This window comes from Candidatus Planktophila sp., from assembly GCA_030681675.1.
In the GTDB taxonomy this organism is placed as follows: Bacteria; Actinomycetota; Actinomycetes; order Nanopelagicales; family Nanopelagicaceae; genus Planktophila.
In genome coordinates this window covers 345,688-359,578 of record JAUXRP010000040.1, presented here as the reverse complement: position 1 = coordinate 359,578, position 13,891 = coordinate 345,688, and the positions used below count along the sequence as shown (strand labels likewise).

Sequence of the window (13,891 nt, the reverse complement as noted above, 5' to 3'; positions counted from 1 at the left end):
AAGATTGAGCCTTATGAGAGGAAATTTTAAAGAGAATTTGATGTTTATTTCTTGAGTTTTATAGAGCTCCACGTCTATGACAAGTTAGTGGCTAAGCCCTGCAAAGGGGAGTTCGAGTTGATCAGGAAAAAGGTAGTTCTCAGGCTTTTAGTAAGTCTGTGTTGCCCATCCCTTGGATTAATAGCACCAAGTTTTGCTTCGGGTGCTTCAGACAAACCTACCCCTCCTACGAGTAGTGAGAATCCTAAAAAGGAGGAGCCTGCCAACACTACTCCTGCGGAGATTAAACCTGTTCCAGCATCCAAACCAACAGAGAGCAAATCGGCTGAAGCTAAGCCAAGTAACGAAGCTAAGCCAAGTACGCCAAAACTGATTCACAGATAAAAAAGCCAGAAAACAGTGGCAATGAAAAGAAGAATGTGAAGTCCGATGTAAAGGTCAATGGAAAACCCGATTCAAAGTCAGATTCTAAATCCAATTTATCGTTGAAATCGCTTTAGAAAATAACATTGTAGATCTGCTTCTGGGTGGTTAGCCCCACTAATTTTGCAACTTATTGACTAACCATTAAGTTCTTCTTTAATTCGATTCTCAAGTGGGTACTCTTTTGGGTTAAGATCCGATTTATCCAACCACCACTTATGGTACGTGGATAGCATCTCCTCTAGCGAGAGCTTCGGAATAAATCCAAGTACTGATTTAATCTTTTCAGAACTAAGAAATGCGTTGTTTTCGGGAAATGGAAAAGCAACATTTCGCAAATCAAAATTTGAGGTATCAATTCTAAAATCTTCAGGAACGTATGAAATGACATTCGGCGTTTTGCCGGAAATTTTGCCGGCAATGTCTACAAATCCTCGACTTGTAATCGTCTGTGGAATCGCAATATTGAAAGCTTCACCATCCACACTTTCGTCGGCCTTCAAAATCGAGACTATTGCTGCGGCGACATCACCTGCAAATATAAATGAGTGTATTGATTTCCCGCCGTTTGCCAAATAAATTGGATCCCCGTTCAATAATCGACTGAATACAAATGATTCGCGATCTTCATAATTATCCGGTCCCAATACAAATGGCAATCGACAAGAAGTCGTCTGAAAATACCCTTTCTTACTAAATTCAATAAGTAGAGACTCGGAACGAATCTTTTCTCGCGCATAATCTGCAAAAAGATGTGGTGGCCCTTTTGGGAAATCTTCGGTAATTGGAAAAATATTACTAGCGGTATAAACAGCACCGGTTGAAATAAAGATATATTTCGAAATTTTATTGGCGAAAAATTCTCCAGCCTCTTCAACCCAGGCTGATGCATAAGCTGAAAAATCGATAACTGCATCGAAGTGTGAATCTGTAAATTGATTGAGTGAGCCTGGTTCCGAGCGGTCACACTTTACATTTGTAGCTCCAAGATTTTCCTCACGTGTGCCGCGATTAGCGATCGTTACATCCACACCATTTTCCAGCAGCGCTTTCAATACATAACGCCCCATAAATCTAGTTCCGCCAAAGAGGAGCACTCTCATTTGATTTCCTTTTCATTGATTATGCTTGCGCGAGTTTCCATTGTAAACAGTTGACCAAAAAGAATCAAGCATATAGCATCTTCAACTGTGGACAGAATCAACTCAATAGAAACTTTTGAAACCCGAGTCCCTCTTCCGCAACCACTATCAGTTGGATCGGCTCTCATAACCCATCGAAGTTATTCGGTTGTAAGAATTACGACAGAAGACGGGATCACTGGAGTTGGCTATTGCTATAGCCGAGGTCTACCAATCACAAAAATCATCGACGATGTCATGACGCCGGTTATCATTGGGAAGACTTCTGAATCCCCCCATGAAATCCGAAGATTAGTGCTCGGTTTCAATTGGCAATCTGCAGAACATGGAACCTTGACAGCTGGTCTGAGCGCGATAGATATTGCGCTTAACGATATCGGTGGAAAGCGGCTGGGTAAAAGTATCGCCAGCATGCTCGGGGCTCAACTGAGTGAACTTCCAATTTATTCTGTTGTGGGCTATCACTATGGCAAAGACGAAGCCGGGCTTGAAGAAGAGATTGATTTCGCACTTAGCCGCGGAATAAATTCATTTAAGATCGTTTTCGGTGCTGAGACGCCAGAGCGCGATGTGAAACGTTTAAAAGTACTAAGAGAAAAAGTTGGGGACTCTGTTCTAATAGCAGTTGATGCATTTAGGACGCTCAGCAATTTAGAAAATGCAATTACACGAGTGAACCTTATAAAAGAGTTTGGGATTTCATTTGTAGAGGACCCATTTCTTGAATCCGAGGGTGTGGCAGCCATCGCTTTACGCGAAGCCACTGGAGTCCCGGTCTCTTTTGGAGAGTCTTTGGCTTCGTCAAAGATGGCAGAGCAAGCGCTTTACTATAATCACGTTGATGTATTGCGCATAGACGCACTCGTCATTGGCGGCGTTAGTGAATTTCTTAAAGCAGTTGAGTATGCCAATAGCAAGGGTAAAACTTTTGCTACTCATATCCACACTGAAATTCACTCCCAATTAGCCGCAGCCACCCCAAATCTCTATCCTGGAGGACTGGAGTACCTAGATCCCCGATACGAAATCGATTTATTCCATCATCTTTTACTTAATCCGATAGAAATTAGAAATGGGAAAGCTATCCTTAATACAGAGCCGGGCTTTGGAATCCAATGGGATTGGCAAGCAATTGAGCGTTACTCATCCTAAGAATCAAACTCAATAGGAAGAAGAAGGACCTTGGAGTTACTGAATGAATCAACCGTAATCGACTACTTAATCGATCATGGCGTAGTTACTTCTACTGAGGATCCCCGCGTGGAAATCTTGACAGGTGGAGTTTCGAATACTGTCTTGTCGATTACCACAAAGTACCAAGATTTAGTGTTAAAGCAGGCTTTGCCTGAGTTAAAAGTGGCTCAGAAGTGGGAGGCCGACCCACGTCGCGCAATTGTTGAGGCCGACGCTTTGCGACTCTTTCATGAGATAAGTCCAACAGTTGTTCCAAAACTAGTATTCATTGATCCAATTGAATTTGTCTTGATTATGGAGCGTCTTCCTTTGGGAAGTAGTGTTTGGAAATCTGACTTATTAACTGGCATTTTTAATCCAATGGTGCCAGAAGTTCTAGGTAAAACCCTTGCCGAATGGCATCACTTTGGTGCAGAGCATCCAAAGTACCAATCTAAATTTAAAGAGGATACGCTTTTTGAACAGTTACGTGTTGACCCATTTTATAGATTTGTCGGGGATAAAAATCCGTATCTTCAAAAGTCGATTTTCGCTTTGATTGACGAACTCAAGTCAGACAACAGCACAATTGTTCATGGAGATTTTTCACCCAAAAATATTATGGTCACGCCGGGCGAGCAAGTTTATGTCTTGGATTTTGAAGTTATGCATGTTGGAAATCCAATTTTTGATCTTGCATTCTTGGTTTCACACTTACTTTGCAAATTCTTCAGGGCAGAGAATGATCAGATGGCTTTACAGCTTGCAAGTCTTGCTGACAAATTCTTAAGTAAATACGAGGCCTCCCATTCAATTAGTTCAAGCCTTCCACTCCATACCGCGCTCATAGCACTTGCGCGAGTTGAAGGAAAATCACCAGTTGATTATCTAAATAAATCAGCTCAAGTTAAGTTGCAAAAGTTTACAAAAAATATTCTTCGTAATAGAGATGTGGTCGATGCGAGAAAACTCTTTGAATTGAGTGCCAGATGAAGATTACAAAGTTACAGAGTTATCAAGTGCTTGACTCTCACGGAAAGCCAACTGTAGCGGCAGCAATTTCACTAGAAGATGGTTCTACTCATACCGCTCGAGTTCCCTCAGGTGCATCCACTGGAAAACATGAGGCGATTGAATTACGTGATGGAGATTCTCCGCTCTCCAATAAATTTTATGGTTCGTATTCGGTTTACACTGCAGTTGACAACATTAATGACCACATTGCACCAAAACTTGTCGGGAACGAAATCAACCTAGATTTCGTCGATGGTGCACTTAAAGACATAGATCCATCGCCAAATCATTCAACTTTGGGGGCTAATGCAACGCTGGCAGTATCTTTAGCTGGAGCACTTGCATCTGCACATGCAGAAAAGCTTTCATTGGCCCGATATTTCCAGCCCGAAGGCAAATTATTGATTCCAATGCCGATGGTAAATATTCTTTCAGGAGGAGCCCACGCAAATCATAGTTTAGACATTCAAGATATCTTGATCATTCCAGTCGGCGCGAAATCATTTACAGAAGCAATCTCTTGGATTGTGGCTGTTCGCGAAATGGCAGCGAGACTTGGAGCAGAGACTGGAGTAGTAACGCACTTAGTAGCCGCAGAGGGCGGGCTTGGAATTCCTTTTGAATCCATTGAAATGGCTTGCGACTTTGTCATTGAGGCGATTGAAATGGTGGGACTCTCTATTGATTCTCAAGTTCGACTCGCACTCGATATTGCGGCCACACAGTTCTTTAATGGCCGACAATACTTTTTACGGACCTCACAAAAGAGCTATCAATCTGAGCAATTTGTAAAGTATGTGCATAATCTTGTCACTGAATTTCCAATTACTTCAATAGAAGATCCATTTGCAGAGGATGATTGGGAAGCCTGGCATGAGTTCACACAAACTGCACCAAAATCATTACAGATTGTCGGCGATGATCTCTTAACTACCAATTCGGCAAGACTAGAGCGAGCCATAGTTGAGAATTCATCAAATGCAATTCTCATTAAAGCCAATCAAAATGGTTTAATTACCTCAACCTACTCGGTATTGAAGGAAGCACAGGCCGCGGGTTTCAATGCTGTCGTCTCGGCTAGATCTGGAGAAACTGAGGATGCGTGGTTAGCAGATTGTGCAACTGGATGGCGAGCAGGTCAAATTAAAGTCGGATCAACACATGGGTCTGAGCGCACCGCAAAATGGAATCGCCTGCTGGAGCTTGAAGCAACTGAAGTTACTGAGTTTTCGAACCCTTTTAAGCCCATGTGAGTAGTGAATGACCAATTTCAACATTTGAAGTACAGACTTGGTCATTCAAAGTTATTGCAAGATCGGGTTTTGAATAGAGACCAATATACTCTTCAATAAAATTAAAGCAGAGCTACCCAATATTCACATCACAGTTCAGCTATTATCAGTTAAGACATCAATGGCAATATGAACAGACCTTGGAGGTCACCATGGCGCAAACTAAGAGGGAATTTACTTGGCGAGATCGGGTACGCTCCACTTGGGGTTCACTTGTCGGAGCCATGGGTTTGGTAATGGGTCTGCTTCCACACATTCTCCATCACGTCGGGTTCCTGGCTGGTACTGCGCTCGTTGCTGGATCGGGAGGAACAGCCCTCTTTGGTGCGCTGGGCTTTCTCTTTTCGATTCCGATGTTAGTGCGCCTGCACCGACGATTCGGAACTTGGCGAGCCCCAGCTATCGGACTACTCATTTTTACACTGCTATTTTCGCTCTCAACCTTCGTCATTGGCCCAAAGCTAAGTGGCACGGGCGATGCAAAACCAACGACGGACCAGCACCCCGAGCATGTGGGGGAACACTCATAAAGAACCGCCCTATAAGCCGGATCCTGTCGTTCTTGTGAACGGTTCACCATCCATCTAGATCTGTAATTACTTACAGATTCAAGCAACCTACCCGTTGACTCGAGCGAGCAACTCTCAAACGCCAACTGCATGGTCTTGCTCCAAGTGGGGTTTGCATCGCTCGCTGCATTGCTGCAACGCGGTGAGCAAATTGAATTTAGGTATTAAATTCGATTCAGTGATGGCTGAACAATTAAACTAAAGGTCGGTTAAGAGTCCGCCATCAATAATAAATGGTGCACCAATCACAAATGAAGCTTCCGGAGAAGCCAGGAAGATGATTCCAGCAGCAATTTCATGAGGCTGGGCAGCTCGACCAAGTTTGGTTACATCAGAATTAAAGCCAAGGTCATCAAGAGGTCTCCCGAGCGCCAACGCGTGCGTCTTAGACATATCGGTGTCTACTCCCCCTACAACTACAGAATTAACTCGAATTCTTTCTTTTGTGTAATCAATTGCCATTTGCCTACTCAGGGAAACAATTGCACCTTTACTTGCTGCATAAGCAGCCACTTTCTCCATCGTTGCATATGCGTGCACTGAAGCGATATTTATGATTGATCCACCGCCTCTTTTACGAAGAAAAGGAATTGCATATTTAGAAACTAAAAAAACTCCTTTTAAATTTGTATCTAGAACGTTATCCCATTCATCCTCAGACGTTTCATCTACAGACCTAAACAGAAAAGTTCCTGCATTATTTACAACTATATCAATACCATTATTTGCTTCACCAATTCCAGTTACGGCTGCCGCAATAGCTGCGGAAATCCTTAAGTCGCAAACTTTAAAATTTACGTTCAATCCTGAACTCGCCATATCTTTAACCCAAGCTTCGCCAATTTCAGCGCGCAAACCTAGTCCATAAACAATCGCACCTTCTTGGGCAAATCTAGTTGCGGTAGCTTTGCCGATACCTGACTCAGCTCCTGTAACAATTACAACTTTGTTAACAAATCTATTGGGAATAAACGAAGCCTCATTTGGCATCGAATTTTACCTTCTTTCGCTTCATATCAACGCTAAGCGAGACCAATACGATAACTCCAGTTATGACGGTTTGCCACCAGGGATCGATATGTGAAGCTACCATGCCGCTCGCAACAACTTGCATAAGTAGCATCCCAAGAAATAGCCCAGTTACCGTTCCTCTTCCACCAAATAGACTTGTACCTCCAATTACCATTCCTGCAATCGCCAAAAGCTCCCACCCGGATCCAAGTGTGAACCATGCGCTACCGAAATGCAGAAGTGATAAATACCCCGCCAAAGCTGCGCCGCAACCTGTCGCCATAAAGAGTAGCAATTTAACTCTATTTGTATTAATACCAGCGGTTCGAGCCGCCTCAGGGTTACTTCCTACCGCCGCAATTACTTTTCCAAAATTGCTCTTATTTAATATTAACTCGCCAACAAAAATTAAAACTACAAAGATTATAATTGAGAAGTACTGTCCAAGAATCGAATTTTTAAATCCTTCATATAAATCTGGAAAATCTGCAATTCCTTTGCCTTCAGATACAAAAGTCGCCAGACTCTTACACATGAATAGCATTGCGATTGTTGCGATAAATGAAGGGACTTTTCCATAAATCACAACTAGGCCATTTATTAGTCCAACTAAAATACCTGTGCCTAAACTGATGAAAAAAGCACTCAGCATGCTGAAACCCTGGTGCGTCACTAGAATTGCAGAAGTCAAAGCACTGAGTGCAGCAGTAGCACCAATTGAGATATCGAACTCTCCAGAAGTTATGAGGAGAACCAAAAAGATTGAGGCTATGCCCACGAAAGTTATACCTTGAACTATAGAAAGGATGCTTGCGTAATTTGCAAAGGATGGATTAAGAATTGAGAAAATTCCGAAAACTACAGCAACAAAGATCAATCGCTTATTAAAAGGCGATAACGAAGTGAAAGCACTAAAATTCAATTTCATGATTGCCCGATCGCCATCATCATAAGTTCCTTCTCTTTAGTGATATCTCCAACCATTTCCCCACGCATTGCGCCTCCTGAAAACACTAAAATCCGATGAGATAGCGCTAACAGTTCTGGGAATTCGCTAGATACCAAAATAATTCCGACTCCCCTATTTGCTAAATCACTTATGATTCGATAAATCTCAGCTTTTGACGCTATGTCAACACCCTTTGTTGGTTCATCCAACATAAAAATGATTGGCTTGGCAAGTAAGCCTTTTCCAATTAATACTTTTTGTTGGTTTCCACCACTGAGATTTCCGATCATCTCGTAAATATCTTGAGGTTTAACTGCCAACGACTCGGTAATTTCTGTAGCAACATCTTTTTCTTTTTGCTTATTCAAGATTCCGAACTTTTTAAAACTGTCTAAAATACTTGCAGTTGAGTTTGATTTTATCTCCAAATTAAAGAATAAGCCCTCTATCTTTCGATCCTCAGTCACATACCCAATCCCAGATTGAATTGCAGAGGGGATATCTTTGGCTATCAGCTCTGCGCCATCTAACTCGAGTTTCCCAGCTAAAACTCTATTGTCCCCGTACAGTGCACGAAGAATCTCGGTTCTTCCAGAACCGACAAGTCCACCCAGACCAAGGATTTCGCCAGCGTACAAATCAAATGAAAACTCCGAAACCATCTTCTCGCCTGGTTTACGGGGGTTCTCTACAATCAAATTGCGAACTGAAAAAATAACTTTTGCATCAACAGGTAAAGGATTCTTCTCTGGATAAAGGTCGCCCAATTTTCTTCCGATCATGTCACTTACCAGTGCATTTGCGACAAATTCTGATCTGCTACTCGTTCGTACTGTCTTGCCATCACGCAAAATTGAGACGGCATCGCACAATTCAAGAATTTCAGGAAGTTTATGTGTAATAAAGACGGTTGTGAATCCACGTTTCTTTAGATTTCTTACTATAGAAAAAAGATTTTCAATTTCATCAGAAGTTAAACTTGAGGTAGGTTCATCTAATACAAGCACTTTCGGATCTTTATAAAGAGCGCTGGCTATCATCAATATTTGCTTCTTGTGCAAACTAAGTTCCGATACCAGCTGGTCAGCTATTAAAGGGATTTCATTATCCTCTAAGAATTTCTCAATCTTTTGCAATCCCTTTTTTTTAAAATAGAAACTAAATCGGTGCCTTGCTAACTCGGAGAGCAAGATATTCTCAGCCACAGTTAACGTATCTGCAACCGTGATCTCCTGCGGAACGATTGATATTCCTCGTAATTGGGCATCAAGTGGTGAATTCATTTTCACTGATTCCCCTGAAACCTTTATTTCACCACCGAATGTTCCATAAGGATAGATACCACTCAATATTTTCATGAGAGTGGATTTACCAGCGCCGTTCTGGCCAATCAATCCATGGATGGTGCCGCTTATTACTTGCAAGGAAACATAATCTAACGCAATCACGGGTCCAAAGTTCTTATGGATTTTAGTCATTTCTAGGGCGTAATCGGTGCTATCGGAACTTGGCATCCTCATTTACCTTCCTTGAATTAAATTTATAGTCACACAAGGGGAATTGCGAATAATAAGTGAACCAAGCTACTAATAGACGTTAGCCTGGTTCACTTATTATGTCTTACGCCTTATTCGTTCCTATTCATTCTCCACTCGAGCATCAATTGCGTCTACAACTGCGTAATAAGGTGCTAAACCGTCAGCAAAGATGATAGGTGTTGGCAAATCATTAGCGAATTGTGCGGGTGGGTTGCCGCAAATTGCGTTGGCAACTAAATCGACAGCCATTTGATGTTCTTCGTATCCTGGTTGTGCAGCCACTCCAAGAATCTTTCCGTCGCGAACTGCGTCAAGATTTGGACGAGTTGCATCAGGTCCGATAGCCCAAATTGGCTTACCGATTTGATCTGAAGCGCCAGCCCACGTAACAGGGCTTCCCCCAGTGGTTCCAACTGCTCCAACTAGATCTGGGTTTGCAATAGCAATTGCAACTGCCTTAGCGATCGCCTTTGGTACATCGAATCCCTCTTCAGCCGGCTTTAGAACCTTAACGTCAGGATATTTCGCATTCATTTGAGCAGTGAATGCGGCGGCAACTGCATCTTCAACTGGATTGAAGCCACCTTCAGTTACTGCAACAGTTCCTTTGCCTTCAATTTTTTCGCCAATTGCATCTGCTGCGGCAGATCCCCAAGCCTTTGGATCAAAGGCTGCGTATGCAATAACGCCAGGATATTCATCTGGCTTTACTTGAACGTGTCCGACTACCACCGGAATATCTTTCGCAGCAAATTTAGCGATCAAGTCTTTTTCAACCGGATCAACGAAACCAAGTACAAGTCCATCTGTTCCGGTCGCAAGTACGCCTTCGCCAAGTGTTACTGCCTTAGTCCAATCAGGCTCATCTGGAGAAACAATTGTTGCACTCTTGAAGCCAAGTGCATTTGCTTGATCCAAGAAACCTTGTTGCCAAAGTCTAAGAGTTGGGTGTCCCTTAAGCACTGACAAGAATGTAATTGATTTTTCGCTGACATCGCATGGCGCTGCTGCCATGGGTGTGTACACCTTTGAAGCTGCAGTTCCACCAGCATCGTCAGTGGCAACACTCTCTTCTGCTTTCGATGAGCAAGCTGATAACAAGAGCGCTGAAACTGAAAATATTGCCAATGTTTTAAATATAGCTTTGCTACTTTTCTTTTCTTTCACCATTTTCCGTAAATCCTCCTCCTAGAGTGGGCATCAAGAGAAACAGACTAATACTGTTTACAATTAACGATTGTCAAGTATGCTTCAGTAGTCGGCGTTAAAAGTCAATAGATTCTTGGGGGGTATTTCAAGCATTCTTGGGGGGTATTTCAAGAATGCAAGTCGTCATATTTATTGAAAAGAACGCGAACCATGAGTCGACAATTATCGCCAGGTTAGAGTTATTTATTGAGTTAGGAGTTTGAAGCATCATGACAACTTTGAGTCTAAATTCGAAGAAGCGAGTTCAAATCTTTCAAAAAATTCCCGAACTCGGACTATTTATAGTTTTTATTGCTACTTTAATTCTCTTTTCAGCTTTCAACCCCTATTTTGCTTCACTTGCCAGTTTAAAGATTCTATTGGTGACCGTTATTTATACTGGAATAGTTTTAATTGGGCAAGCTCTCTTAATGATCGTTGGGGAGCTTGATCTTTCAGTTGGTGCAGTTGCATCTTTGGGCACAATCACAACAGGTCTAATGCTTGCCGATTGGAATTTGCCATTACCAGTTGCAGTAATAATCGGAATTGGCATAGGTGCATTCGTCGGATTTTTAAATGGATTTATCACAATAAGAGTTGGAATTCCGGCTTTCATCACAACGCTTTCAATGCTCTTCTTAGCCCGCGGAATTTCATATGTACTAAGCGGAGGCGACCCGGTCTATCCACTGCCAAAGGGTACTGGTAATTTATCAAGACCGATGATTTTAGGTTTCCCGACTGCAGTATGGATTTTCTTAATACTCTTCATTATTGCTGACCAATTCGTTCGACGAAGTGTGCTTGGTCGCCAATTCTATTTAATCGGCGGCAATCAAGTGGCGGCAAAACTATCTGGGATAAAAGTTGATAAAATAAAAATTGGTCTCTTTACACTCTGTGGCGCATTGTCAGCCTTTGCCGGAATTTTATTGATGAGCAAACTTGAAAGATCTGATGCCGTAACTGGCCTTGGTTGGGAATTGAGTGTTATCGCTGCAGCGGCTGTAGGCGGTATTAAATTGACTGGTGGTGGTGGTTCGCTAACCGGAGCATTCATTGGAATTCTTTTCCTTCAAGTAATTCTTCAAGGGTTGGTAATGCTTGGTTTGAATCCATTTTTACTTGAGGCAGTTGTCGGTGCGGTGATGATTATTGCGGTATGGATTTCTACACTTAAGATGAAGAATTAGCGATAAAACCCTTCAAAAAATGCTTGAGATAAAATGAATATCGAAATATTTGATGAACGTCGTTGTGTGCTGGGAGAAGGACCTACCTCTAGCGGCCAAACAAACAACCATGTGATGTGGATTGATATCTTGTCTTTTAAGGTTTTATGGCGAGATATTATTTCTGGAGAGTTTGGATCATTTGAAACCCCCGCAGAAGTTGGTTTTGCGCTTCCAAGGAAGAATTTTGGAGTTGTTGTCGGGCATTCATCTGGTGCAACACTTAGAGACATCGATGGAACTGAGTCACCATTGCCAAGTTGGCTTGAGGCTGAATCTGAGCCACTAAAAATTCCAGTTCGATGGAATGATGCGAAGGTTGCACCTAATGGTGAACTATTTGCAGGAACAATGGCATTTGATGGTAAAGAAGGCGCTGGTTCTCTCTATAAATTCTCAAAGGACGGAAAGTCAATTACTAAATTACTCTCCTCGGTTTCTATAAGTAACGGATTGGATTGGTCCCCTGATGGATCATATTTCTATTACATCGATACGTTAACAATGCAATTAGATAGATTCGATTATTCAGATCATGGGATTACTAATCGTCGAACATTAGTGACATTTGAGGAGAAGGACGGCATGCCGGATGGAGGTTGCTCAGATTCTGGTGGCGGCATGTGGGTAGGTTTTTGGGGAGGTTCACACATCCGACGATATGACAGTAGAGGCAAGAAAACTCATGAAATAAAAATGCCCGTGAAAAATATTACTTCATGCGCATTTGCAGGCGAAAATCTAGATATGTTAGTAATTACTACAGCCAGCACCGACGATACAGAAAATCCAAAGTCAGGGATGACTTTCGTGATAGATCCAGGGATTAAGGGCAATAAGACAGTTCTCTTCAATTAATCTCTAGTTCTAACTGCCAGTCCTTGCTTTCATTCGCTTTCAGAATTTTCGCACTGTCTAAACTCTTACACTCATCTAATCGATCGGTTCTTCCGGTAGTTGGTTCCAGCGCTACCCAAGTTGCTGGTTCACCCGTTAATGGCCAAGCGGCGAAGTTAAAACAAATTCCAAGATATGGAATTTTATTTGGTTCAAATTTCATTGATAAAATCCGATTAGAGTTGAGTTTTCTAAGTTTGACTATCCCGTCAGTTGGCGCATCTAAAACAACTTTATCCGTCAAAATTTTCGAAAGCGAAACCTCACTAATATCGCTTAGATTTCCGTTTCTACTTAAGACTATTGGCCAGGTATGTTCTGATAAGTGACCGCCGTGCCAAGCCTCGCCATCATCACCAATTCGTCCGCCAAAGCCAAACTCCTTCAACATCTTTGGGTTTCCAGAAATCTCAATTTTCATATCGTCATCGATTTTGAAGAGCGGATGAGCCGACCACAAATAGGTAATGTCAATTTTCCCAATATTCGAAGCAGAATAATTAATTAATATCTTGCGACCTATTAATGAAATTCTTCTGGAAAATCGGTACTCAAAGATTTTTCCAATTACAGTTGCGGTAATACCTAGTTCGGTATTTTCTACTTTCCACGGCAAGGACCAAATCTCACCATGGTCTGGTAATTCGATTTCATCTTTCTCAGGATATTTAGATATTCCGATATTGGGAAAACACTCGTCGAAACCACTGATGTCATATTTGTCGTAAGCATCACCATATTCAGCTAACTTTATTGGACGCGACTTATCAGACCAGAGCCATTCATGCTGATTTTCTTTATCGAATATCTCTACAATTTTGCAACCTAAATCAGGAATTATTCGCAATCTCAATACTTCGTTCTGTAAAATTGTCGAATTCAATCCAAAATATAGCTCCGACTTTATGTCTATACTCAAGATAAAATTTCTCCAAGTTTTAGCCAACTGTTCACTGGGTCTTAATTGAACTACATTTTGAGTAATTTCACCACCAATTTTAAGAGCCAATCGTGGTTTGTAGTTTGTTTTTACGGGCACGTTGTTATTATTTAGAATTGTGACAACTATACGTAAGCCCTGGTGAATTAATCAACTAGACCTAATTTAACCTTGGGGGGAGGAAATTCTATTTATTTTTCAGTATTGATTTGGTATGAAACGATTGCCTACACCTGCAATTTGAGCGCACTAGAAATTGTCAGTGGTTAGTGAGAGAATGCGTTTTGAATACAACTAAATACGGAACTCACGCTCATTTTCATGATGTCTTACTGGTGGCGGGTGAAGGATTTGAACCTTCGAAGGCAGAGCCGGGGGATTTACAGTCCCCTCCCATTGGCCGCTCGGGCAACCCGCCAAGGTCGAACAAGTTATGCGGCAATTATGGATAGTGCGAAGGGAAAGGATACCTTAGGCGAGTAGGCGCACAAACCGCGCTTTTTCGAGTGAATGGAGCCCC

General features: G+C 42.1%; 12 protein-coding genes and 1 tRNA gene. 6 read left to right on the top strand and 7 right to left on the bottom strand.

From position 1 onward, the window contains the following. Positions 1-560: 560 nt before the first annotated feature. Positions 561-1,526, bottom strand: a complete 966-nt coding sequence (locus Q8K48_08870) for an NAD-dependent epimerase/dehydratase family protein (protein ID MDP1852507.1) — start codon at positions 1,524-1,526, stop codon at positions 561-563. A gap of 87 nt (positions 1,527-1,613) precedes the next feature. Here Q8K48_08870 and Q8K48_08865 point away from each other — a divergent pair, with 87 nt between their 5' ends. The 4 genes from Q8K48_08865 to Q8K48_08850 all read left to right on the top strand — a co-directional run bounded on the left by Q8K48_08865 (position 1,614) and on the right by Q8K48_08850 (position 5,574). Continuing rightward, positions 1,614-2,717, top strand: a complete 1,104-nt coding sequence (locus Q8K48_08865; GenBank protein MDP1852506.1) for a mandelate racemase/muconate lactonizing enzyme family protein — start codon at positions 1,614-1,616, stop codon at positions 2,715-2,717. Positions 2,718-2,747: 30 nt separating this feature from the next. After that, positions 2,748-3,731 (top strand): aminoglycoside phosphotransferase family protein, encoded by a 984-nt coding sequence (locus tag Q8K48_08860; protein MDP1852505.1) that lies wholly within the window; start codon positions 2,748-2,750, stop codon positions 3,729-3,731. Beyond that, positions 3,728-5,005 carry a phosphopyruvate hydratase gene (gene eno / locus Q8K48_08855; GenBank protein MDP1852504.1) on the top strand — a complete coding sequence of 426 codons (1,278 nt, stop codon included), beginning with the start codon at positions 3,728-3,730 and terminating at the stop codon, positions 5,003-5,005. Before Q8K48_08860 ends, eno begins: the two co-directional genes overlap by 4 nt. 191 nt (positions 5,006-5,196) lie before the next feature. Continuing rightward, positions 5,197-5,574: a hypothetical protein gene (locus Q8K48_08850; protein ID MDP1852503.1), complete on the top strand. Its 378-nt coding sequence runs from the start codon at positions 5,197-5,199 to the stop codon at positions 5,572-5,574. A 237-nt stretch (positions 5,575-5,811) separates the two neighbouring features. Here the strand turns inward: Q8K48_08850 and Q8K48_08845 are convergent, their stop codons facing one another. The 4 genes from Q8K48_08845 to Q8K48_08830 form a co-directional block, all read right to left on the bottom strand. Continuing rightward, the gene (locus Q8K48_08845; protein ID MDP1852502.1) at positions 5,812-6,603 is read right to left on the bottom strand and encodes an SDR family oxidoreductase; all 792 of its coding nucleotides are present in this window, start codon (positions 6,601-6,603) and stop codon (positions 5,812-5,814) included. Next, entirely contained in the window at positions 6,593-7,552 is a 960-nt protein-coding gene (locus Q8K48_08840; GenBank protein ID MDP1852501.1) for an ABC transporter permease, read from the bottom strand. Before Q8K48_08840 ends, Q8K48_08845 begins: the two co-directional genes overlap by 11 nt. Next, positions 7,549-9,093 carry a sugar ABC transporter ATP-binding protein gene (locus Q8K48_08835; protein ID MDP1852500.1) on the bottom strand — a complete coding sequence of 515 codons (1,545 nt, stop codon included), beginning with the start codon at positions 9,091-9,093 and terminating at the stop codon, positions 7,549-7,551. Before Q8K48_08835 ends, Q8K48_08840 begins: the two co-directional genes overlap by 4 nt. 117 nt (positions 9,094-9,210) lie before the next feature. Further along, positions 9,211-10,281: a sugar ABC transporter substrate-binding protein gene (locus Q8K48_08830; GenBank protein ID MDP1852499.1), complete on the bottom strand. Its 1,071-nt coding sequence runs from the start codon at positions 10,279-10,281 to the stop codon at positions 9,211-9,213. A 248-nt stretch (positions 10,282-10,529) separates the two neighbouring features. Between Q8K48_08830 and Q8K48_08825 the strand changes: the two genes are divergently transcribed. Continuing rightward, positions 10,530-11,495, top strand: a complete 966-nt coding sequence (locus Q8K48_08825; GenBank protein MDP1852498.1) for an ABC transporter permease — start codon at positions 10,530-10,532, stop codon at positions 11,493-11,495. Positions 11,496-11,528: 33 nt separating this feature from the next. Beyond that, positions 11,529-12,392 carry an SMP-30/gluconolactonase/LRE family protein gene (locus tag Q8K48_08820; GenBank protein MDP1852497.1) on the top strand — a complete coding sequence of 288 codons (864 nt, stop codon included), beginning with the start codon at positions 11,529-11,531 and terminating at the stop codon, positions 12,390-12,392. Here Q8K48_08820 and Q8K48_08815 read toward each other — a convergent pair. After that, a complete protein-coding gene (locus Q8K48_08815) occupies positions 12,385-13,440 on the bottom strand; it encodes a hypothetical protein (GenBank protein ID MDP1852496.1) in 1,056 nt (351 codons plus the stop codon). The two genes, Q8K48_08820 and Q8K48_08815, sit on opposite strands and share 8 nt — an antisense overlap. 264 nt (positions 13,441-13,704) lie before the next feature. Next, positions 13,705-13,789, bottom strand: a tRNA-Tyr gene (locus tag Q8K48_08810). Positions 13,790-13,891: the final 102 nt, after the last annotated feature.

Excerpts from the sequence above, each read along its gene's own strand:
- Q8K48_08820 (MDP1852497.1), top strand. The coding sequence starts at position 11,529 with ATGAATATCGAAATATTTGATGAACGTCGTTGTGTGCTGGGAGAAGGA.
- Q8K48_08850 (MDP1852503.1), top strand. The coding sequence starts at position 5,197 with ATGGCGCAAACTAAGAGGGAATTTACTTGGCGAGATCGGGTACGCTCC.
- Q8K48_08840 (MDP1852501.1), bottom strand. The coding sequence starts at position 7,552 with ATGAAATTGAATTTTAGTGCTTTCACTTCGTTATCGCCTTTTAATAAG.
- eno (MDP1852504.1), top strand. The coding sequence starts at position 3,728 with ATGAAGATTACAAAGTTACAGAGTTATCAAGTGCTTGACTCTCACGGA.
- Q8K48_08870 (MDP1852507.1), bottom strand. The coding sequence starts at position 1,526 with ATGAGAGTGCTCCTCTTTGGCGGAACTAGATTTATGGGGCGTTATGTA.
- Q8K48_08835 (MDP1852500.1), bottom strand. The coding sequence starts at position 9,093 with ATGAGGATGCCAAGTTCCGATAGCACCGATTACGCCCTAGAAATGACT.
- Q8K48_08830 (MDP1852499.1), bottom strand. The coding sequence starts at position 10,281 with ATGGTGAAAGAAAAGAAAAGTAGCAAAGCTATATTTAAAACATTGGCA.
- Q8K48_08845 (MDP1852502.1), bottom strand. The coding sequence starts at position 6,603 with ATGCCAAATGAGGCTTCGTTTATTCCCAATAGATTTGTTAACAAAGTT.
- Q8K48_08825 (MDP1852498.1), top strand. The coding sequence starts at position 10,530 with ATGACAACTTTGAGTCTAAATTCGAAGAAGCGAGTTCAAATCTTTCAA.